This window comes from Paenibacillus sp. FSL R10-2748, assembly GCF_038005565.1.
Classification (GTDB): Bacteria; Bacillota; Bacilli; order Paenibacillales; family Paenibacillaceae; genus Paenibacillus; species Paenibacillus polymyxa_B.
In genome coordinates this window covers 98,463-123,253 of the sequence record NZ_JBBOTK010000007.1, presented here as the reverse complement: position 1 = coordinate 123,253, position 24,791 = coordinate 98,463, and the positions used below count along the sequence as shown (strand labels likewise).

Annotated in this window: 5 protein-coding genes; 1 reads left to right on the top strand and 4 read right to left on the bottom strand. The window is 45.3% G+C overall.

Features of this window, described 5'->3' with window-relative positions; genetic code table 11:
* Window positions 1–140: 140 nt before the first annotated feature.
* Window positions 141–1,028, bottom strand: coding sequence for a LysR family transcriptional regulator (locus NSS66_RS20375; protein WP_340959652.1), 888 nt, complete (start codon window positions 1,026–1,028; stop codon window positions 141–143).
* A gap of 111 nt (window positions 1,029–1,139) precedes the next feature.
* Between NSS66_RS20375 and NSS66_RS20370 the strand changes: the two genes are divergently transcribed.
* Window positions 1,140–2,525 carry an MFS transporter gene (locus NSS66_RS20370; protein WP_340959650.1) on the top strand — a complete coding sequence of 462 codons (1,386 nt, stop codon included), beginning with the start codon at window positions 1,140–1,142 and terminating at the stop codon, window positions 2,523–2,525.
* 280 nt (window positions 2,526–2,805) lie between these two features.
* Here NSS66_RS20370 and NSS66_RS20365 read toward each other — a convergent pair whose 3' ends face one another.
* From NSS66_RS20365 to NSS66_RS20355, 3 genes are read right to left on the bottom strand one after another with little or no spacing between them, the layout of a single operon-like run.
* Window positions 2,806–10,713, bottom strand: coding sequence for an amino acid adenylation domain-containing protein (locus NSS66_RS20365; RefSeq protein ID WP_340959649.1), 7,908 nt, complete (start codon window positions 10,711–10,713; stop codon window positions 2,806–2,808).
* A gap of 14 nt (window positions 10,714–10,727) precedes the next feature.
* Entirely contained in the window at window positions 10,728–15,353 is a 4,626-nt protein-coding gene (locus tag NSS66_RS20360) for an amino acid adenylation domain-containing protein (RefSeq protein ID WP_340959647.1), read from the bottom strand.
* A 23-nt stretch (window positions 15,354–15,376) separates the two neighbouring features.
* Complete coding sequence (locus NSS66_RS20355; RefSeq protein WP_445671361.1) at window positions 15,377–24,247, bottom strand: amino acid adenylation domain-containing protein; 8,871 nt, start codon at window positions 24,245–24,247, stop codon at window positions 15,377–15,379.
* Window positions 24,248–24,791: the final 544 nt, after the last annotated feature.

Here is a 24,791-nt window from a genome sequence, read left to right as displayed (position 1 = left end):
CGTGTGTGTATGGCAGCGTACAAATCGAAATTACAAATTATGCAGTTGAATAAAAGAATAAGCGGCCGCTTAGGACGTTTGGTTAACATGTCCTACGCTACCGCTTTTGTTAATGTTTTTTATTTCGCTTATATTTGGGATTAATTTGTCTGTTTGGATATCGCTCCGAAATATTCTACAACTACCTCACGGAATTCCAGAGCAGCCCGCGAAATATACCGACTCCTGTGCCATAATAAAGCGATCTCCCGTACCAATTCGTGATTTTCTACTTGGAGATATTTAAGATGTTCCCGTGAATTTCTTGCCGTGCTTGGTATGAAGGCTATGCCAATTTCAGCTTCCACAAGCGTACTAAGCCTTGCAGGTTCATCCCCCTCATACACATACTTAGGTATAAAACCTTCCGATTTGCATATAGAGTCCACTAAATCGCGAGTACCGTAGCCTCTCTTTACACCGACAAACCATTCATCCCTTAGATCTGTCAACGTTACACTGCTTCGATCTGCCAGCCGATGTCCCTTTGGAACAGCTACAAGGATTGGGTCGATAAACACGATTTGGCAGTCGATGTCATCTCCCTCTATTGGAGGTGAGGACAAGCAAAAATCGACCTCGCCTCTATGAAGAAGCGTTACCATTTCCTGCGTAGTCAGCATTTGCACATGAAATTGAATATAGGGTCGCTTTTTCCGAAACTCTCGAAGGATATTGGGTAATGTGCTAGCGGTGGTCACCGCCAATTCGAGAGTGCCATGTTCCGGGCTGGATAAATCACTAAGCTCCTGCTTCCCCTGCTCCAATTCAAATAAAGCCCTCTCTGCACGGTGAAGGAATCTGCTTCCGAACTCATTCAATCGCAGTTTCCTCCCTGTTCGATCGAATAGAGAAACCCCCAGATCTTCCTCCAGGCGCTGAATCGTTTTGCTCAGCGACGATTGAGTAACGTGCAGACTTCGTGCAGCTTCGGTCACATGTTCCAAACGAGCTACCGTCAGAAAATATTGCAGTTGAAGAAGTTCCATTATGATCCCCCATTCATTCCCCCAAGTCAATGAGATTATAACATCAAATGCGTTGGAATAAATAATCGGTTTCAAGTACGATGACATTAATTCGCTATGGGGGGACCAGAAATGAGCGTTCGCAGCTGGTGGTTAATGATTTCAGTTGGTCTAGGGATACTATTGAACCCATTAAATTCTTCGATGGTTTCTGTTGCTATTCCAAGTCTGCAAAAAGTGTTCCAACTTGACTTTACAGGTGTTTCCTGGATTATTTTTTCTTTCTACATTGCAAGTAGCATCGCTCAACCTGTCATGGGAAAAGCCAGCGATTTATTCGGTCGTAGAAAGATATTTCTTACCGGGCTTGTTGTAGCCTTCATTGCATCATTATTGGCTCCATTATCACCAAGTTTCGGGTGGCTCATCGTGTTCCGCATTGTGCAATCCATCGGAACAAGCATGATGGTTGGGGTTGGAATGGCTATTGTTCGAATTCATATTACAGAAAAACAAGCAACTGCGTTGTCTGTTTTGTCCATATTCCTATCTGGAGCAGCAGCAATTGGCCCCTTTATTGGCGGAGTCTTGATTCATTGGTGGAATTGGCCTGCTATCTTTTTCATCAATATTCCGTTTGTGGTGGCCAGCTTTGTATTGGCTTGGAGGAATATTCCTAAGGATGAACTGCCAACATCCTTAGCACGCAACATGTCCTTTCGTAAATGGTTTGAATTGATTGATGCATCAGGGATTCTGCTCTTCACAGTGGCTTTGGTTACCCTACTCGTTGGATTACTCTCAGCAAAATCATTTGGACATATCTCATTAGGAAATGTCATTGTCGGGCTGATAGGTCTCGTTGCGCTGGGGATATTCGTACGACATGAGTTAAAAGCGACATCACCCTTTATCCCTTTACGCACATTCGCCAAGTACCCTGCAATGACTTGGGTGAATGTTGAATTCATGCTCGTTAATGTACTATATTACTCGCTCTTTTTCGGGCTTCCGTCCTACTTGCAAATGGTACGTCATGTCAGCGAGTTCCAAACAGGCATTCTCATGCTAAGCTTAGGCTTGTGCTCGCTAATTACTTCTCCAATTGCAGGACAATGGATCGATAAATCAGGACCCAGACCGGCATTGCTGGTGTCCGCAATTCTGATGACATTGGGGTCAGTTTGGCTCGTGACATTGAATCCAACTTCACCGGTTATCAGCGTGTGTTTGGCTTTAGCTGCATTCGGAATTAGCAACGGTTTGAACAATGTAGGTATGCAAGCAGCCCTGTTCCAAAGTTCTCCAAAAGAAATAATCGGTGTAGCATCCGGATTATTTAACACATCCAGATATCTGGGAACCATTATCTCTTCATTATTGATAGCTATCGTAATGGGAGGTACGTTTAGCTTCAAGGGATTTCAAATGCTTGGGATCATCCTTACGGTAATTGCATTGTCTTTGGTATTCATGAGTCGGCGGCACCGGGAGTCAGCGCAATTGCATGAGTCGTAGGTTCACTAAGTTCATATCTCAAACCATTGCGCGGCACCAATCATCATGCATCAAATGTCATTTATTTGGCGTAAAGATCTACTACAACAAGTTTTAATTCAGCGACATTGCTACATAAAACTTCGCTACATTCAAACCACAAAAGCCGTAAATCTCCGGGGTTATTGGAGACTTGCGGCTTTTGTGGTTTGTTTAGATTGCCCCAAAGCCATTTGAAAGCTTTGGGGCCCAGTTTCCCTATTTTGAACTCGGAGCTTGTTTTTAATGCCTTGAGTGAAAATTAGGTGGACATTATTCCATTTTCGTCTGTTACTAGTAAATTCGCTAGCTCTGTTTCCAACAACGCTTTAACGGTTTCTGGATTTTCTTCAAAAGGAAGTTCCAGTGAGATTTGCAATACATTTTCCACATGCTGAACAGTAAAGAAAATGATTGGATCCCGATAGATGTCCCTCTCTTCTGGCAGCATATTTTTAAACAGTTGATATTTATCCGACGCTTTGCCAAGGTAATTGAAGACAATAGGTAGCTTATTTAGGCTATGCTTCAGATACCTGTTAGACTGCGGATACAACGAAGCCATTTCATCATTGTATATGAGATTTAGAAAATTCAGGTTACGCAATACGGCCAACTGCATACTGTTTCTGATCTCATGCCCATGTTCATCCGCATCTGTAAGCAGTACAGGGATTTGGTCTATAAATTCCCCTATAATATCAAAATACTGCTTGTCCTCGTATGCCCGTCCATAATTGGTGAGAAGAATAGGAATCTCGTCCACTTGCAAATATCTGCGGAAAAAGCGGTTAGCTAGGCGTATAGCCAAGTCCCACATTGCGTCAGAATCATTCCAATCTGCAAGTTCTACTGTCACATCTGTGCCCGTTGTATGGTTGTGCCCATCAATTGCGAGGACTACAGCATCCGAAGCAGCAGCAAATGCGGACAAGCGAAATTTGTCAACAATCTCTTGATCGCCCATGCCCTGTGGTCCTTTGCGGACCTGACTCACATAATCACGGTAGCTTCCTGCTAGTTGCTCTTTTACATTGCTTATATCTTCATATGCACGGTACAACTCACTCTTAACGACCTCTCCGCTCATGCCATCATAGATGAGATGTGAACAAGGGAGCAGCAGCAAATGATCCCTTAAATTGAGGCGAACAAGCGCAATACGATATAACAAGTTTCCGGTTGTTTCATAAGGGTTCATAAAGAATGCAGGCAATATATGTGAGAGTATACGATTTTGCATCTCTGCACCGTAGTTCGATAAATCTATCATTGGAATGTCCATGCGCTCCTTCATGGACAACATTTCCCATTCCCATCCGACATCTGTTTGGACCAACACACTTCTAAAGAGTTCATGGCGCTCTATCAGGCGTTGCATGATTGCAGATAACCGTTCTACATCCAGCAGGTAACTATCAAAAGGAATGACACCTCCTGAGGATTGCGGATGTTCCAAATGATAATGTTGAGCAGGAGCAAGCGCATAGCGTTGTAAAGGCTCTCCTGCCAGCATCGTGCTGTTCCATTGGTCATTCATCCGCAGCAGATGTTCCAGCCATTCCTCAGCATGCCGCTTCACAGCTTCATCGTCTACCATCGTATCTGTGTACAGCTTTTCACAGTCAGGTACTTGAGCAGCTGCTTCAAAAGGAAGCAAATGATGTGGATGAAGGTCAGGATGAAGGCGTGACAAAATGACTTTCTTTAGGGCCTCTGCTTGTATAGAATCAAAAGGATCTATGTGCAAAGTTAATTGATCTCGCCCTTCAACAGTTGTTGATTGGAAATGAGCATATACGTCATAAGCCTTTTCGATGATATCGATTGCCTCGGCAATATCACGTGTTAACATATCCGGCATCGAAGTGTCTGCTCGCATATACTCTGACATTTGGCGAATAGTCTGATATTGAAACACCTGATTAATCCCTATTTCAATGCCAACAGCCTGAGCCTGTGAAACCAATTGAATGGCTTTTAGGGAGTGTCCGCCTAAATCAAAATAGTTATCATCAATGCCAACAATACTGACACCCAGATTCTGTTTCCAAATATCTACCATATGCCGTTCCATGTCGTTTCGCGGGGCTGCATATTCAACACCTGTTTGAATGTCTCCGTCCGGCACAGGAAGCAATTTACGATCAATTTTTCCGTTAGTGGTCAACGGCATCTTCTCCATTTGAACAAAATAGCTTGGCAGCATGTACATCGGAAGATTGGGAACCAACGCTGCTTTAAGTTCCTGAATGGTCAGATCCCTATCAGCCACAAAATAAGCACATAAATCTTTTTGTCCTGAATCATTCTCACGAGCAATAACCACCGCTTTACGGATCGCAGGCAGGTTCATTAATTGCGCTTCTACTTCTCCAAGTTCAATTCGGTAACCCCGGATTTTTACCTGATGATCCATCCTGCCTAAATATTCAATATTTCCGTCTGCCATCCATCGCGCCAAATCTCCTGTGCGGTACATACGTTTTCCTGGTTTGAAGGGGTCTGCTATAAATTTCTCATCTGTCAGCTCACGATTTCCCATATAACCTCGCCCTACTCCATCACCACCGATGTAGATTTCACCTGCAATTCCTATCGGAACCAACTTCCGATTCATATCCATAATATATACGTGCTGGTTAGCCATTGGCTTGCCAATCGGCACCGTATGTGTCCAAGCTGTCATCGTCTCCCCGTCAATGTCGTACGCAGTTGTGTCTACGCAGCACTCGGTAGGACCATAAACATTAGTTATTTGCGGACGATATCCGGGCCGGGTGCTCAAAAATGTTTTAACGAGATGACCGGGCAACGCCTCTGCTCCAAAAATAAAATGCTGTACATTCAGATCTGCAACGGAGTCTTGCATTTCCGTCAGCATATGCATGTGTGCCGGTGTACCATCAGTAAAATCCATCCGTTGGGATCTGAAATAATCAGCCAAACGATGACCATTGGTGCTAATCTCTCTCGGCACCACGTGAAGCGCATGCCCGAGAAGCAGACATGGGAAAATTTGTTTCACTGATGCATCAAATACATACGGCGATAGCCATGCCATCCGCATTGGCGATTTGTATTTCTTATATACTTGTTGTCTAAATGCGGTTGTCATATTAACGACATTAGAGTGTTGAATCATCACTCCTTTGGGTTTGCCCGTTGTACCTGAGGTATACATCACATAAGCCAAATGGCCAGGGTCACATACTTCAGCCAAGTTGGAACAGTCTTCTGCGGATAGCCTGTGACTATCAGGTGAAATGACCAGCACATCCGACGGTACCTTCGCGGCCATTTCTGGCTTGGCAACCATAAGCCTAATATGGCTGTCTTGTAACATATAGAGCATACGTTCCTCCGGAAACTCAGGGTCGATAGGTACATATCCCCCACCAGCTTTTAAAATACCAAAAATCCCCACAATCATTTCGATAGAGCGCTCCATAATCATTCCGACCAATTGATCCGCCTGGACTCCTTCTGCTCTTAGCACGCGAGCCAGTTGGTTTGCACGCACATTTAATTCGTTATATGTGATCTGGCTATCTCCAAAAACTACAGCTACTTGATCTGGAGTCTTCTCTACCTGTTCTTCGAATAATTGATGAATGGTTTTTTCACATGGGTATTTCACCTCGGTATTTCCCCAGACATCCAATATCATTTCAATTTCCTGCGGCGTAATGATCTCAATTTCAGAAAGCTTTGTCTGTGGTTCATCTACAACAGCTTTAATCAACTGGATGAAGTGATCGGCCATTCGTTTAATCGTGCTTCTCTTGTACAGGCTATCGGCATATGTGAAGCTGAAAACCAAACCTTCAGAGCTTTCCATGGCCGTAAGTGTCAAATCGAATTTTGCCATATTCTGTTCGCCTGGGCACAGAGTAACCTGTAAGTCTTGGAATTCCGTCGTACCAGAGTCCATGTTATCTAGCTCAAAAAGAGTATCGAACAGCGGATTTCGGCTCAGGTCCCTCTGTACATTCAGCTTCTCCACCAGCAATTCAAACGGATAATCCTGATGCTCAAAGGCATCAAGCACCTGGTCCTTTACTTCCTGAACGTATTCGTAAAAAGACTTATCCCCTTCAGGAAAGCTCCGCAATGCGAGCGTGTTGACAAACATGCCGACGACAGGCTGCAAATCGTGATGCTGTCTACCTGCAATAGGCGTTCCAACAACGATATCCTCCTGAGCGCTGTACTTGAACAATAGGGTCTTGTAGGCTGCCAGTAATACCATAAATAAAGTAGCTCCCGCCTGCAAACTGATTTCTTTCAAACGGTCCACGTCCTGAGGTGAAATGGCAAAGGAAACAGTGCTGCCCGAAGTGCTACGTGTTGCAGGTCTTTCAAAGTCGACTGGGATACCCAAAATTGGAATATCGCCGCTCATTTGCTTGAGCCAGTATTCTTCTTGTTTTTCCATCCATGAGCTACCAATATCTCCTTGCTGCCATACCGCATAATCCTTGTATTGAATTCGCAAGGCGGGCAACGTTTTTTCTTCATACAGTGCGGGCAGCTCGTTCAGCAATATACTCATGGATACACCATCTGAAATCACATGATGCATGTCAAACATAAACCAATGGCGCTGTGGAGATTCTTGCAACAGAGCAACTCGAAGTAACGGTGCCTTCCCAAGATCAAAAGGTCTGATAAATTGTCTCATCATTGCTCTTGCTTCGTTCTCGCCGTGTCCCTGCATAACCTCCAAAGTGAAATCGACATGGTCGTGAATCCGTTGTACCAGTTTATCATCTACGAATTCAAAAGAGGTTCGCAATGTATCATGACGCTGAATTAATTGCTTAAGCGCTCTTTCTAATCTTAAAAAATTCAGTTCCCCTTCCATCAAAAGCATGGCAGACATATTGTAGTTATTCATGCTGCTCAAAACGTATAGTCTATTTTGAGTTATAGATGCCGGATAACTGTCTCTCAATTCGGCAACAGGAATCGCTGCAAATGGATTTGGAGACAATTCATGAACAGCCTGCGCCATTTGCTCAATTGTCGGAAAGTCAAATACATAACGCAACGGTAACTCAATATTCAGTTCTTTGTGAATTTTTGCGGCCAACGCAGTCGCACGAAGTGAATGTCCACCAATGGCAAAGAAATTATGATGAATTCCAACGGACGGAATGCCGAGTACCTCTCTCCAGATTTGTGCCAACTTCACCTCCATGGCAGTGCGCGGCGCTGTATATTCTGCAGTCAAATCAGCATGTTCCTCGAATGCCAGCAGCGCCTTGCGATCAATTTTCCCGTTCGGTGTCAGCGGCATGTTCTGCAGTTGTATAAAATACGACGGTACCATATAGTTCGGCAATTTTTCATTCAGCAAATTCAACATCATACTGCCGCTAATTTCTTTTTCAGCTACGTAGTAAGCAGCCAAATGATAGTCCCCCTGCTGATCTGCACGAGCCATGACAATAGATTCTTTAACACCGTCCACCTTGATAATTTGCGCTTCAATCTCACCGAGTTCAATCCGATATCCGCGGATTTTAACCTGATGGTCAATCCTACCCAAATATTCAATGTTCCCATCTGGCAACCATCGTGCCAAGTCACCTGTACGGTACATTCGCTCATAGCCAACTTCCTCTAATGCAAACGGATTAGCTACAAATTTTTCTTTTGTCAACTCCGGACGATGCAGATAGCCGCGTGCCAGCCCCGGACCGGATACACACAGCTCACCAGGCACTCCTGCAGGTAAAAGATTTCCATGTATATCCACCATATACACGCGGTGATTAGGTACAGGCCGTCCGATGGATATGGTTCCACCTAGCTCAGAATTTTCTTTCGATACCGGCCAATGAGATGTTGCAACGGAATTCTCGGTAGGACCGTACGCATTGTAATAATCCACCCGGTTCTTCCATTTGGACACCAGTTCCGCGTTAGAGGCCGATCCTGCGGTAAGCAGAACACGCAAATCGGGCATGCGGTCCGGGTTCAGGTATACAGCATAAGTTGGCGGCAGCGTTGCAATTGTAATTCGACATGCTGCCATGTATTGCTCGAAACGTTCATAATTCAAAATAGTCTCGGAGGAAGGGATATACAATGCCGCTCCACACAGTAATGACTGGATTATTTCCGAGCATGATGTATCAAATGAATAGCTGGCAAACATGACAACCCGATCAGACAAGCCAATACTCAACTTTTGCTCGAAGTAGGTTTTAAGATTACTAAGACCGTGATGCTCCAGCATCACACCTTTAGGCTGTCCGGTAGTGCCTGATGTATATATGACATAAGCCAGATCGTTTGCTCCTGATACGGCCTCCAGATTTGATCCTTCCATGTGATATACAGTTGGATCTTCATCCAATACTAGGACTTTTCCTCCAAAAGCGGCCTCTTTGACCTTTTCCACAAGATGGCTTTGCGTCAAAAGCAGGTCTGCACCGGAATCATCAAATATATAACGGATACGTTCCTCTGGATATGACGGATCAATGGGTACATATGCCCCTCCTGCTTTAAGAATAGCGAGGATGCCGACCACCATATCTATAGAACGATCAGTCATGAGCCCAACCAGCCGATCAGTTGTTGTGCCGTAACTACGCAGGGTACGAGCCAATCGGTTAGCACGTTCATTCAGCTCAGCATAAGTCAGACTGGAGTTCTCACAGACAACTGCTGTTGTCTTCGGTGTCTTTTCTGCTTGTTTTTCAAAACAAAGATGGATGGTATCACTAGAAGGATATGAAATCTGTACTCCGCTAAATTGGGATAAAACCTGACTTTTCTCTTCCGTCGTCAGAAATTCCAAATCGGAAATCAGTAGATCCGGCTGTTGAACAATCTGTTCCAGTCCCCGTTTAAGATGAGCTGCAATTAGCCTAATCCAATTTTCATCGTAAACCAGCCGATTGTAACTAAAAGTAACTTCATACTGTGATCCAGGAACGACAATCACATTAAAATCATAGTTGGTCTGTACAATATCCTCCACATCGGTGACCTGAAGTGTATCAGGCCCTTTTTCCGCATGAATAAGCTCCTCTGAATAAGGATAGTTCTCAAAAACAACAATATGTCGGACTAAATTTTGTTTCAAATCCGTGTGATTCTGAATATCTGCTAGGGAAGAATAAGAGTACTGAGCAGACTCGATGTGGGAGTTCTGCACAGATATAAGCAGTTCCGAAAAACTCTGGTCCGCATAACTGGTTATGCGTGTTGGTATTGTGTTAATGAACAATCCAACCATATTTTCAATTCCCGGAACTTCATCTGGTCTGCCGGATACTAAGGACCCGAACACAACATCCCGGCTGTTGTTGTACATTTGAAGCAATAATCCCCATACCGTTTGAAATACAGTGCTGACTGTCGTGTGGTAGTGTTTAGATATTCTCTCCATTCCTTGAGTCAGTTCTTTTCCCAGCTTGCATGTGTAACGGTCTGCCTCGAAGATTGGATTCAATGGACGGTTATAGCCCGGTAAAATCGTTTCATTTTCCAGCCCATTTAAATACCCCTGCCAATAGGCTGTCGCTTCTTCCTTGTCCTGTTGCTCCAGCCACTGAATAAAACTGCTGTACGGATATACCGTATCCAATTGTGCAGGCACTCCGGACCGAAGGGAAGTATACATAGTAAAAAATTCCTGGACTACCGTTCCCATGCACCAACCATCCATTATAATGTGATGAACACTCCAGACAAGCCTGGAAGAGTCATCATCCCATTGAAACAGGGCAAGCCGAATCGGAACATCTTTTTCCAAGTCAAAACCCGCTTGACGCTCTGCCTTTAAAAAGTCAGTAAAATGCTCCCTTTTCTCAGCTTCAGGAAAAACACTGATATTTTCGAAATGAACCGGCATCGCTTCACGTTCTTCCAGGACAATTTGAAGCGGACGTTCTGTTTCTTTATACATAAAAATGGTACGGAATATATCATATCGATTCATGAGCTGCTGCAAGCTTTGCTGAACCAAATGAACATCTAGCACTTCATTAAAGGTAATAACGGTCTGCTCAAAGTAAGCTTCTGATTTTGCGTCGAGGATGGAATGAAACAACATTCCCTCCTGCATCGGGGATAGCGGATAGATATCTTTAATATTTACCTGTGCCAAATCATTCACCTTTCCTTTATCCATGCAGAATTTGAGTTTCAACTTGCGGATATCCTTTATTTCAACAGATTTCCCAGCTTATCCGATAATCGGCTTGATATTTGTTCAAATTGCCCCATAGACAATTGATTATATGTAAAATCCGTAGGGCTGCGCTCCGCCTGATCCTTAGTGCAACAATGATGGATAATATTCAATAGATGTTTTTTAAAGCCGATCGTTAATCGCTCTACCGTCGCTGCACCATATTCAAGCCCGTTATATTCAAATCCAAACCGAAGGATTCCGTTTGTGATCATGCCGTTAATGTCAAATGTATTCGTCTTTTCCGCACGCGGGCTTCTCTCACCATTGGCTAAGTCTGCTAATCGAGAAATACGCCAAGGCATGTCTGCGCTGTTTTCTTCGTCGAATTGTCCCAAATAATTGAAGCTAATTTCCGGGAATGGTGCTGCGACTAGAGAAGCGGATTTAGTCTGGTCTTTGGTCGAATAACGTAAAATACCATAACCGATGCCCTTATTAGGCACCCGCCGCAGCTTATCTTTAACCATTTTGATCTGATAGGCCAAATTTTCGGGTCTGTTGACCTCGATTACAAAAGGATACAGGGAGGTAAACCAGCCGACTGTACGAGAGATGTCCAAATCTTTAATGATCTCCTCCCTGCCGTGCCCCTCCAGCAAAATCGGGATTTCGTTATAACCGCTCCAATCATAAAAAGCCAGACCCAAGGCTGTAAGTAACAGATCATTCATTTCCGTATGATAGGCATGATGTACATGCTTCAACAGCTTTTCCGTCTCATCCCTGCCGAGTACCACCTCCGCTAGGCGTCGATCCTGTATCAGGCTAACCGCGATTTCATGATCCCTTGGCAATCGACGCATCCTGCGTGAATCTACATTGTTCCAGTAGCTGATTTCTTGGCGTACCTGTACACTTTCGGCGTAAGTAGTCAGTCCTGAAGCCCACTCTTTGTAAGCATCCGTCTTGGCAGGCAGATTCGGCCTCTCACCGCGAGCTACCTGATCATAGGCGGTGCCCAAATCTTCCAGCAAAATTCTCCAAGACACACCGTCTACAATAAGATGGTGGATAACGATCATCAGATGATCTTCACCGGACAAATGGAATAAAGCCAAACATATGAGAGGACCTCGTTGCAGATCCAAACTGCTTTGCAGCTCATCGCCAATGTGTCGGATTTCTTCTTCAGGCTGGCTTGATTGTGTCAAATCATAGCTCGTTAATGTAAAGAACTCACCTTCGTTCACTCCCCTGTTATAGGCGGAGGCTCCCTTTTCCTCTTCCACAAAGATGATGCGTAATGCATCGTGATGGGCTACCAGCTTGTCAATGGCGTTTTTCAGCCATAATTCATTCCATCCTTCATCATTTTGCAGCATGACCGCCTGATTATAATGGTGACGATCTCTCCGTTGATGCTGAAAAAAATCGAGTTGAATGGGTGTCAATTCTACCTCACCCTCTACAATCCCCTGGGGAATGATACGGGTGATTTTTTTTATAAACGGTGCTATCTGGTGAATTTCAGGGTAACGGAATAAGTCCTTTACTTCCATTTTCAGGCCTTTGGCATTTAAGCGGATTGCAATTTGCAATGCTTTAATCGAGTCCCCGCCAAGCTCGAAAAAGTTATTGTGTAATCCAATTGGTTTAACGCCGATCACTTCTTCCCAGATCAAAGCGATTGTTTTTTCCAATTCATCCTGTGGTGCCTCATATACGCTATCCAACGGTGCTATTTCATCCGGTTCGGGCAGATTGGATCGGTCTATTTTCCCGTTATGGGTCAATGGCAACTGTTCCAGTACAATGATTTGGGCGGGAACCATGTAGACCGGTAACTGCCGAGCCAGTTTATCCCGCAGCATGTCTTTCTCAGCTGCACCTGCAACATAGGCACATAAATACTTTTGTCCCGCTTTGTCCAGTCGATCAACAACAACTGCCTGGCGTACTCCTTCCGTTTCGAGCAAAATAGATTCGATTTCTCCAGGCTCAATCCGGTATCCGCGAATTTTATATTGATAGTCAGCTCGCCCAATAAAATCAATATTCCCATCTGGCTGCCAGCGCGCCAGATCCCCCGTACGATACAAGCGTCCACCGGGCGAGAACGGATCAGACACGAATTTCTCAGCCGAAAGCTCCGGTCTGTTCAGATATCCCCGCGCTACAGAAGCTCCACCAATACACAGCTCGCCCGTTACACCGACAGGGACCGGACGCATCTTGTCATCAACAATATATAACTTATGATTCGGTAGAGCTCTGCCGATAGGGACAATACCGGACAGAGGCAATTTTTCCAGCTCGTCCTCATAAAAGCTAGATTCGATTGCGGCTTCGGTAACTCCATACGTATTAATAATCCGCATCTTGCTGCCAAAGCGGGTCAACATCTTACAGTAATCTGCAACAGCCAAGCTATCTGCTCCAGTAGTAAGCAGCTTTAGGGAACTGATATTTGTACCATGTTCATAGATGTAATTCAATAGCAGAGCTAAAAGCACAGGCGGCGTCTCAAACGTAGTAATCTCCTGCTGCTCCAACAGTGTAGCCAAGGCAGCTGGATCATTTCTCACGTTTTCAGGACAAATGACCAAGGTACCTCCATTGACAAATGCCTTGGCCAAATCGCATGCAAACACATCAAACGACATGCTGGCAATTTGCAGTAGCTTAACAGGGAAATCTTTAAATCCTTGGCTGTGTCTGTAACCGAGTGCGGTGTTGACATATTGTTGATGTTCAACCATAACGCCTTTGGGCTTACCTGTGGTACCCGATGTATAAATGACATACGCCAAAGAGCCGGGCTCATATGTGGAGATATACTGCTTGTCCGAATCCATCTCGGGCTGGAGTGGCAAGGTAGAGAGATCGACTATCTCGCCCATAAAATCCATTGTTTTCAGCCAGCTCGTCAGGTGAGATTGCGTAAGCACAATCGTCGTTCCACAGTCACGCAGCATATATTCAATACGCTCTTCTGGATACACGCGATCTACTGGCACATAGGCAGCTCCGGCTTTCATAATTCCCAGCACCGCCACTATCATCTCAACAGACCTGTCAACCATGACAGCGACCAGACTCTCCCGTGTAATTCCACGCTTCTGCAAAAGATGGGCAAGAGCGTCCGCTCTATCATTGAGTTGTCTGTAAGTGAGCATCGTATCTTCATATATGACGGCTGCTAGTTCTGGCGTACGCTCCGTCTGCGCTTCGAATAGCCCGTGAAAAGTAAGTGCAGGAAACTGGACAACGGGTCCGCTCCATATTTTCGTCAAATTAGCCTCTTCTTCGGTTGTTAACAGCCGAACGTCACGGAGGCAAACATCTGGATTGCTGGCAATTTGGAGGAAGACATGCTTCAAGTGATTGGCCAGATGCTTCATCGCTTCACTGTTGTATACCTTACCGTTATAGGACAATATAAAACTCATTGCCGTCTTGTCTTCAACTTCAATATTAAAGTCATACGGTATTTCTTCGAATAACCGGGCGTCCTCAATAATGAATCCGAGTTTGTCTTGCCAGTCCCGTCTCCCGATCATGTTTTCCAGCGGATAGTTCTCGAATACAACGATATGATCAAGCAAACGTTGCTTGAGTGCAGATTGCGACTGGATTTCAGCAAGTGAACAGTATCCGTTCATCCCTCCTTGGACAGAGGCTCTCTGGACATCTCGCAACAATTCAACAAAACTCTTATCTTCATTTAATCTAATTCGTAATGGAATGGTATTAATGAACAATCCCACAATTCGCTCTACTTCATCCAATTCCGACGGGCGGCCAGATACCACCGTACCAAAAACTACGTCTTTGCTTCCGTTGTAACGACTAAGTACAATTCCCCAGGCGGCCAGAAAAAGACTGCTGAGCGTGGTCCCATTGCATTCAGCAATCGCACGCAAAGTGCTGGTCTCTTTTTCCGTCAGCGTCGTTCTATATTCCTGCAGCAGATAGCCGCCTTTTTCAGAAGTTGTAGCTGGAGTTTTCAGCATCGGAAGTCCAGCTGTTTGTTCGTAGCCTTGTAATACAGAACTCCAGTAGTTCTTGGCGGCCTCCTGATCCTGTTCTTCAAGCCAGTCGGCATACCCGGTGTAAGGTCGTGGTTCAGGCAATTGAACGGAACGGCCTGTATAATAGGCCTCATAGGCCGTTAACAACTCGTCCATTATGATGCCAAGACACCAGCCGTCCATAATAATATGGTGAAAACTTAAAAGCAGCGTATAGGCATCTTTATCCGTTTGAAGTACAGCCATCCGGATGAGCATATCCCTGCTCAAATCGTAATGGGTGTTACGGTCCACATCCATAAATCTACGAATAGCGTCGGTTTGCTCCTTTCCGGTCAGTTCTGTCATATTTTCGTAAGTAATCGCCGTGTTTCGCTTCTTAAAGACAATCAGCCGCGAACGAGAAGCGGATTTATGATAAATGTTCGAGCGCAGCGTTTCATGACGCTGAACCAGTAGCTGAAAGCTTTTTTGCAGGGCATTCCAATCCAGATCTCCCCGAATAGAAATACGTAATTGCTCGTAATAAGCCTGTGATTCTGGTTCCATCAGCGCATGAACGAGCATTCCTTCCTGTAAGGGAGTCAAGTTGACCACTTTTTCAATTTCAAGTCCTTTGATCATGGATATCCTCCTCGTACGAATCGTTATAGATTCTCATAAAACTGCTTCATGTCTTCAAACTCATCTAGATCCAAACCACGTGCTCCCACATCCGATGGTGTTAGTTGCCGTCCGGATTGGTCCAGACAATGCTGAATAATGCCCGACAAATGATGTTCAAAACGCAACAGAAGCATTCGGATAGTATCTGCTTCATACGCGTGACGGTTATAAAGCATGCAGATGGAAAGCTTACCGTCTTTCATCCACCCATCCAGATAGAGGGGATAGGCTAAATCTGAAATGCTACAACTCTGTCCGGACCATAATTCAACATCCATAGGCGATGTATGAAAGTGAGAGGAACTGACCGATTCAGAATGAATCAAGCGGAAGCCAATTTCCGGGTAATACTTAGCATTAAATTCCGACCTGCCGGAGGTTGCAGAACCATATTTTAGTAATCCATATCCTAAACCCTGGTTGGGTACTTGCCGGATCGTCTCCTTTACGTTTCTGAGCAACAGAGAACTGCCTTCCCCAGGCTCTATATCCAGAACAAGCGGATATATGGAACCGAATTGACCTACGGTTCTTGAAAGGTCCGGTTTGTCCGAAGTCACAGTTTGTTGCTCCCGATCATAATGTTCAAATCCAATGGCAATTTTAGACTGTCCGGACCATTCCACTATAGTCAGTCCCAGTGCAGCAAGCAGTAACTCAGCGCTCACCGTATTATAGGTTTGGTTAGCCCGTGTCAACAGTTGGCTTGTTTTCTCGTCCGAAAGCTGTATGATGCAATTGTCTACTGGACGAAGTGTTTCGGAATGTGCAGGTGTCTCATGGTCCTTCGGTATAAATTCTCCATCGAAATTAACCTTATCCAGCCAGTAGAGTTTCTCTTTGGCCAGCTTTTTGCTGTCTGCATAGTCTTCTAGCCACCGCATCCAGGAGTGGTAAGAATCTGTTTTGTCAGGAAGCACCATCGGTTCCCCGTTAAGAGCTTGTTCATAGGCAGTTGTGAAATCCTCAAGCAGGATACGCCAAGATGTGGGATCAGCCACTAGCGGATCTACAGAAAGGAAGAACTGGTCAGAGCCCGACATCCGGAATAAGCCTGCGCGTACTCTGGGTCCCTCAAACATTCCATAACTGTTTTGAATCCGGAAGCATTCGCTCTGTAATTGCTTGCTAGCTTCATGGTCATCATCTGCAAGAAAGAACACATCAAGTGTGAACATTTCTTCATTTTCATCTCGGTATATAAGGGTAGACGGTTCGTCGATCGACGCCAGACCAAGCCGCAGTCCCTCGTGATGAGTAGTTAATGTTTGCAGCACAGATCGCAATAGATCCTCATCGAAGTCCGGGTTAGCTGTAAATAGCATGGATGTCGCCGTCCGCAAGGTGTAAAATGTACCCAGTTCATTCAACTGCCGCTGAATCGATGTTATTGGAATCTCTCCATGTATCGAATTCTGGTCTGTGTAGCGGAACAAAGTTGTCACAAGCTTGCTGATATCCTCAATGAACGGGTGCTCCATCAAAAGAGAAATGTCAAGGGAATAACCATGCTGACGCAGACGTGAGGCAACCTGAACGGCTTTAATAGAATCGCCGCCAAGCAGAAAAAAATGATCTCGAACGCCTATATGGCCACATCCCAAAACGTCTTGCCATACCACGACCAGCGCCCTTTCGACATCATTTCTCGGAGCAACATAATCCGTTTGTAAAGAGTCATGTCGGTCCGGCTCAGGTAACGCTTTTCGGTCCGTTTTTCCATTGGCCGTAAGAGGAAGCTGCGGCAGAGGCACCACATATGCTGGAATCATATAAAACGGCAGCTTCTGCTTGAGCGCATTCTGCACGTCCAGCGGACTTAATGGCTCAGAAGCCACAAAGTATGCACACAAATCCTTGTAGCCGTTTTTGTTCTCCCGCGCTACGACCACTGCTGATTTGATTCCGTCTACAGACAGCAACTGTGCTTCAATCTCACCCAGTTCAATACGATATCCTCTCACTTTTACCTGTTGATCGATCCGACCCAGATACTCAATGTTGCCATCAGGCATCCAGCGCGCCAAATCTCCTGTACGGTACATCCGCTTATAATCCTCCGCTCCGCTGTTAAACGGATTGACAGCGAACTTCTCCTTGGTCAATTCCGGTCGATTAAGATAGCCTCGGGCTAATCCAATACCACTGATACAAAGTTCTCCCACCGCTCCAATCGGCTGCAATCGCTCCGTACCTTCCTGTACAACATACAATTGAGTATTATCAATCGGTTTACCGATCGGGATCACCAAGTGCTCTTCCACAGGCTCGCATTCAAAGAATGAAACGTCTATAGTAGCTTCTGTTGGACCATACAAGTTAATTAGTTTTACGTTTCCAATCCCTGACATAATTTGGTAGAAACGCACCACCTGCTGAGGAGGCAATGCTTCGCCGCTGGCAAATACATGTTTTAAGGTTTTCAATTTTGCTTGCACTGTTTCCCTTGGTTGCTGCTCCAGATATTCCAGAAAAATATGCAGCATTGCGGGTACAAAATAAATGGTGCTCACCTTGTCTTCATTAATCGTGTCCAGTATCTGTATAGGAGACTTTTCTCCGCCGAGTGGCAGCAAGCTTACTTTAGAGCCCACCATCGACCACCAGAACAACTCCCATACGGACACGTCAAATGTAAAGGCTGTTTTTTGCAAAATCGTATCTTCTATGCTCAGGCCATATCTATTGTGTATCCAGCAGAGCCGATCCACGACTGAGCGGTGTTCAACAATAACCCCTTTCGGTTTCCCTGTGGAACCAGATGTATAGATGATATAGGCCGCATGGTTTGCTTCTGCTAGAGGCGCAAGGTTGGAGGCATCTTCATGCCAGCTACTCATGCAGTCTGTCGTAGGCTCCGTCGACCTGGACGCTTGCAAAGCCATGATCGTGGAAGCATAGTCCAACACCATTACCTTGCAGTCCGCATATTGCTTCAGCTGTTCTGCAAACTGTGGTTGTGTCAGCACCAGTTGTGTTCTCGAATCTTCAAGCATATATTGAATTCTTTCCTGTGGGTATCCCGGGTCAATGGGTACATAAGCTCCACCTGCTTTTAGAATTGCATAGATGCCAATCATCATCTCAGGTGAACGCTGAGCGATAATCCCCACCGGCTGATCCGGTCCCACTCCTTCCGCCCGCAGCGTTCGCGCTAAACGATTCGCCAGCTCATTCAACTCTTGGTAAGTCATACACTTATCTCCAAATATAATTGCAATGTCATCTGGAGTCCTGCTAACCTGCTGCTCAAACCTTCCGTGAATCGTTGCATCCCGCGGAAAATAGGCAGAGGTGTTGTTGAACTCATATAGTAATAAGTGCTTATCTTCTTCTGTCAGCATTTCCATGTCAGCCAAGCGAATTCCGACATCTTGAGTTACGATTTCCAACACTTTTATATAATGGAGGGCAAATCGCTCAATCGTCTCCAGCTTAAACAAGCTGGTCGCATACTCCCAGGTGAAAGTTAACTGGTCTTGAGTTTCCGTTACCTGTAATGAAAGATCGAACTTCGATACACCTGCATTAAACTCATTCGGTTGCAAACGAAGTCCGCCGAGTTCAATGACCTCTGTTCCCTTATTTTGCAGACTGAACATCGTATCAAAGATGGGATTGCGGCTTACATCGCGTACTTGATCCAGTTTGTCGACCAGTTGGTCAAATGGATATTCCTGGTGCTCCAACGCAAGCAGAGTGTTATGCTTGACGTCCTCCAGAAAAGTACTGAATGGCTGGGATGCCAGCGGTCGATTACGGAGAACTAAAGTATTCACAAACATGCCGATCATCGATTCCGTATCCACATGCCCTCTAGCGGCTGCTGGTGTACCTACGAGGATGTCCTCTTGCCCGGAGTATTTGCTTAACAGCACATTATAAGCTGCTAAAAGCACCATAAAGAGCGTTGCTCCCGTGTCTCTTCCCAATTGATTAAGTCTTTCCGTCAGCTTGGGTTCCATAATGACGGTAAAGCTGTCCCCTGCGAAGCTCTGACTTGACGGACGAGCAAAGTCAGTTGGCAGGTCTAATACAGGGAGCTCACCGTCCAACGTGTCTAACCAAAATGCTTCATCCTTTGCTTGGCTGTCTCCGGCATAATGTTGTTTTTGCCAAACGACATAGTCTTTGTAGTGCACGTCAATGGGGGCAAGTGGCATACCCTGATACCGCGTGCTGATCTCATCCATTAATACCGACATCGAGAAGCCGTCTGAAATGATATGGTGCATATCGATCAGCAACATAAACTGGTCGCGATGGATTGAGAACAGCTCAGCACGAATCAAAGGAGCCTTACTCAGGTCAAAAGGCTGAATAAACAGTTCACGGGCGTGTTTAGCTTCCTCTTCGGAAATCGGAGTAACGGGAATGTCCAGTGAAAGCATATCCTGCACCTTCTGCACGGTTTCCCCGTGTACTATCTCAAAAGACGTCCGAAAGGATTCATGCCGTGAAAATACCTCCTTCACTGCATCAATGAACCTGGAAACGTGTAACTCTCCCTCTATATGCAGTTGACCTGATACATGATACGCTGCACCTCCACCCAGTTGATCCAGCACATACATTCTTTTTTGAGCGGGAGATACCGGATAAAAGGGCTGTAAATCTGCCGGAACAAGCGGCTCAAACTTTCGCTTTTGTCCTCCTTTTACATGTGCCGCCAGTTGTGCAATCGTTTGCAAATGTAAAATTTGTACCAGCGGAATATATACTTCGAATTCCTTGTTAATTCTGCTTAGAAGAACAGTCGCTTTTAAGGAGTCTCCACCCATTTGAAAAAAATTATCGTTGTATCCGATATCAGATACATTCAAAACTTCCTTACATATGGATATCAGTTTGTCCTCAGTCATATTGCTGTCAGAAACCTGCTTCTGCGAGTCCTCTATCCTGGTATCTTCTGGTTTCGGCAATAATTGAAAATCCGGATGCCCATCAGCCAAAAGAGGGATGCTATCCATCAAAACCCAAAAGCGAGGTTGCCCATAATCAGGAAGTATTGAGCTAACAGTCTCTTTCAGCTTCGCTATATCCCACGACTTGGAAGCACTTTCCACTCCGTAAGCCACTAGATACGATGAGTTACTACTCTCACCGTCTTTCCGGGCCGTCAAAACACAGGCATCCAAATCCAATGCTCGCAAAAGATGTTTCTCCATCTGCTCAAGATTCACTTGATGACCGCGAATATGAACATCTCGGTTGGCCGCACCGAGATGTCGAATTCTCCCCCCAACCTCGACATATGCCCATTCCAGCGTCGTTCCCAGTAAACCAGCGGATGTGGCCAAATATACTTGTCCGATGGTACCCGTAGGAGACGGATGTTTGTATTTGTCCAGGACACAAGGATAAATTCCCTTGGAATCCGCATGTGTCGCCCACACTTCCAGAAGTCGCTCGCTTTCCGTACTCCGAAGCAAAGGCAGCGCAGATATACGCATTCCGTCTTCCTGCACAATCGAGCTCAGCAGATGTAAAAAGTATTGCGCCCATACTTCCATAGTGTCTTGTTGAAAAAGACTCGTAGCATAGTCAAAATCAAGCCGCAACTGCTGGCCAGACTCCGTAACATTCAAAAACAACTCATATTGACAGAACAATATTTCATGCTCCAATAATTCTGTTTCCAATCCGGAATAGTGAAACTCCAGAATAGGCCGATCCATATTGAACAACACGTTAAGGACTGGAAAATGACTTAATCCTAACTGGGCAAGTCCGGCAAAGCTGTATTTCTGATAAGCATCCAGCGTATGCATTACTCGCTTGACCGTCTGAGTGAATTCCGTGAACGTTGTCCCAGAGTCTACCTCACAAATTACTGGAAGCAAGTTAACGCAGTTGCCAATTAGCGGAGACACACCCATATGAGATTGCCCTGCGGTTGGAATACCTACCATTATTTGATTTTGGCCTGTCAGTCTGTGCAGGAAAAGCTGAAAAACAGACAATAAAGTCACAAACAAGCTATTGCCAAGCCGAATACTGACTGATTTCAGTTGCTTCACCAGAGGCGCCTCCAACACAATGGTGTGCCGCGCTCCGTGCAAAGAAGGAGCGCAGATGTTCCGTTGGGGAGACGGCAAGTCAAGAACGGGCAACGGCTTCGCAAGTACATCCGACCAAAAAGCAAGGGCTGCCGATCCTCCTGCCTCTAACTGGTTTTGCTGCCATGCTGCGAAATCTCGGAACGGAACAGGATCGGGAAGCGTGCAGTGTTCCCCCTGTACACAAGCGGAATAAAGTCGTTCCAATTCATGAAAAAACACACCGATGGACCAGCCATCTGCAATCAGATGATGAAATGTAAATGCAGCGATGTGCTTCTCATTCGACGTTTTTAAAAGCTGGATACGGAATAAAGGTTCTCCCGCACTTATTGGGAATACGGTCTCCCTGTCCTTATCCATCCAAGCACGGATATCGTGTTTCTGCTCCTCTACAGAAAGAATGCTGATATCATGCAGCGGAATACTGAGGGTCATTGCCGGAGCGATGATCTGCGTTTCTCCGTCCTCTCCCATAAAGGTGCGTAAGGCTTCGTGGCGTTCGACGATGCGATGGACAGCTTCATTAAATTCCTTAACATGTAGCGGACCCCGAAAACGCAGTAAAACAGTCTCATGAAGCGACTGCGATTCCTTTGAATCCGAGACTGAGGCAAACCATAACTGCTTCTGATCCGGAGTCAGCATAATCGTCGATTCCTTAAGGCCTATAATTGCAGTTTCAGGAATAAAAGGCTTGTTTAGATCGTTTTCATGAGGGTGCAGATCCGGCAGAAATCCTCCTTTTCGCAACTCATTAACACTCTCTTTAATTGCCTGTACAATCCGCTCTATGTCTTCCAAAGTATGAGCCGTTGACAAAAAACAGTTCCGGCCTTCCCATATATAAATTCCTTTATCCAGCATGTGATAGAAGAATAGCTCCAAGTCACCTTTAAGGACAAAGCGGAACAAGGAACCGAAGTAAACGACCTTTATAGGTATCTGTTCCTCCGTAAAATAGTGATTCAGTTCTGCTGCGAACGCCTTCGTACGACTATTCAGCTCGTTATGCAGTTCCCCCCTGTCCTTCTCCAACTGCTCTAGTACGGCCAGGGAAGCTGCCATAACCAGGGGATGATGGCAAAAAGTTCCCGCTACAAACGTCCGCTGTTGCTCATGCGGTGGATAAGAGTCATCTCCGAAGCTCCACATCCCTCCATCAATTCCATCCATGAACGATGCTTTCCCTGCCACGATACCGATGGGAAGACCGCCGCCAATGATTTTACCGTAAGTTACAAGGTCGGCTTCAATTCCGTACCACGCCTGCGCACCTCCCGGCTGAATACGGAAGCCAGTAATTACCTCATCAAAAATGAACGCGGTCCCGGATTGCTCCGTAATCTGGCGTACTCCCTTCAGAAAAGCTGCGGGCTGGAAATCAGGGCGACGACTCTGTACTGGCTCTATGAGAACAGCAGCCAGTTCATGGGCATGGGAGCGGATATAATGGAGTGACTCGTCCGTTCCATAGCTGAGCACAACGACATCGTCCACCATGTGCTGTAGTATACCAGGCGCCAGAGGAGTGGAATGTTCCCTGGCATCTGTTGTTCCGCCCAATGCCAATACTCCGTCAAAGGTACCGTGATAGGAACCAGAAAAAATCACCACTTTATCCCGCCCGGTGGCAGCCCGTGCTAACCGAAGGGCGACCATGATCGCCTCTGTCCCCGAGTTATATAGCGCAATTCGTTCCATGCCTGTCATTTTGCAAATCTTTTCGGCAATCTGCCCGGCCATATTGGACATCGGCCCAAGGCACATTCCGTTATGTAGTTCCTTTTCTATCGATCCACGAATAAAGGATGGGTTGTGACCAAACAGATTGACCCCAAATCCCATCGTCAAATCAATATATTCATTACCATCCAAATCCCAAATTTTAGAACCCTCTGCACGCTGGGATATAATCTGATACACCATTTCCTTGAGAGCAAGCCTAAATCCGGCCACATTCCGGTTATTGGCATATACAGACCTGTATTGCTGAGTATACTCTTTGGTTTTTCGTGTGCGCATCGTGTAATGTTCAATCAGCTTTTGCAGATGCTTTTCCTGCCTAAGTGAAAGTGAATTATGGGCTTGCACATTTATTTTTTGAAAGGGAACAAATGCTTTAGATTCTTTTCTGTCTGGCAAAACAGCTGAGACGGAAGCCTGGACGGGGGAAACAGAAGTAACTGTGGCAGCTTCCTCCTGCATCGTGGATGTCTTAGGCTCGACAGCAGTTTGTAGTGAATGCGATTCAGACATTGCCACTGGTGCAAGCCGAGACTGACGCAGTATTTCCATCTGCTGCGACATGAGTTGAAGTTGCATTTCTAAAATTCGTTCTCTCCCCACAAATACATCCTTATTTGATAGCTTGCTTTCTTGTGGTGCAGGATCTTCTACAGGGATAGCGGATTTTTGACTCCGGCCCGGCAAGACGGAAGGCACCGAAGAAGTGACGCTGGACGATGCAGCCAACTGATGCTCCTCCGAATTCCGGGTCAATTCTTCAGAGGTCGAGGCCACCCTATCAGCAATATAGTTTGTCAGCAACTCCAGCGTAGTCAGTGATTCAAAAAATTCGTTCATCGGGATATCCAAGCCAAACGTACTTTTAATGCTGTGTCTAACCTGAGACAGAAGAATAGAGTCTAAACCCAGTTCTAAAAAATGTTTTTGCGGCTCTAATTCGTCTGGACTGAGTTGGGATACACTTTCGATTATTTTTGACAGTTTATTAGTAATCGTAGATTTTTGCGGATTGGAAGCAGATTCCGTCGAGAAATACTCATTCACCATCTTTTCAGACTCCTTTACTATGGGGTATTCAAGGAATTAATTTTATCCTTTCCAACTGTGGGCTAGCCTAAAAAAACACGATATAACCTAGCTAGGGGTACAAGATAAAGTTCTCATAAGAAGGTAAATATGAACGGTCCACTGTATAAAGAAACCATCCTCATACTAATAAAATATAATTATCCATCTGTAAAGCGAGGATCTAATTTGTTTTATTAAACCATTAATGGCTAAATGCGCTTATCTAACTTATTATGCAGGATATAGTTTTTTTCCAGTAATGATCCTAAAAAAACTCAAATCTTTTCGTTTACTCGCTGACATGCGTCAATTTATGACAATTGAATTCGATGACATAACTGATGCCCATACTGGGTGCACTACTAAAAATGCCAAGTCCTAAGAATAGAACCTGACATTTTATCAAACTTGGAGCGTAAAGACGCCAAGGTGCACTTTACCCGATTTTTCAGCAAAATAAATACGGGATTGGACAGTTTGCTTAACGTCTCACATTAATGTGTTCGCGTGTCAGAACGGG

Excerpts from the sequence above, each read along its gene's own strand:
- NSS66_RS20375 (WP_340959652.1), bottom strand. The coding sequence starts at position 1,028 with ATGGAACTTCTTCAACTGCAATATTTTCTGACGGTAGCTCGTTTGGAA.
- NSS66_RS20370 (WP_340959650.1), top strand. The coding sequence starts at position 1,140 with ATGAGCGTTCGCAGCTGGTGGTTAATGATTTCAGTTGGTCTAGGGATA.
- NSS66_RS20360 (WP_340959647.1), bottom strand. The coding sequence starts at position 15,353 with ATGATCAAAGGACTTGAAATTGAAAAAGTGGTCAACTTGACTCCCTTA.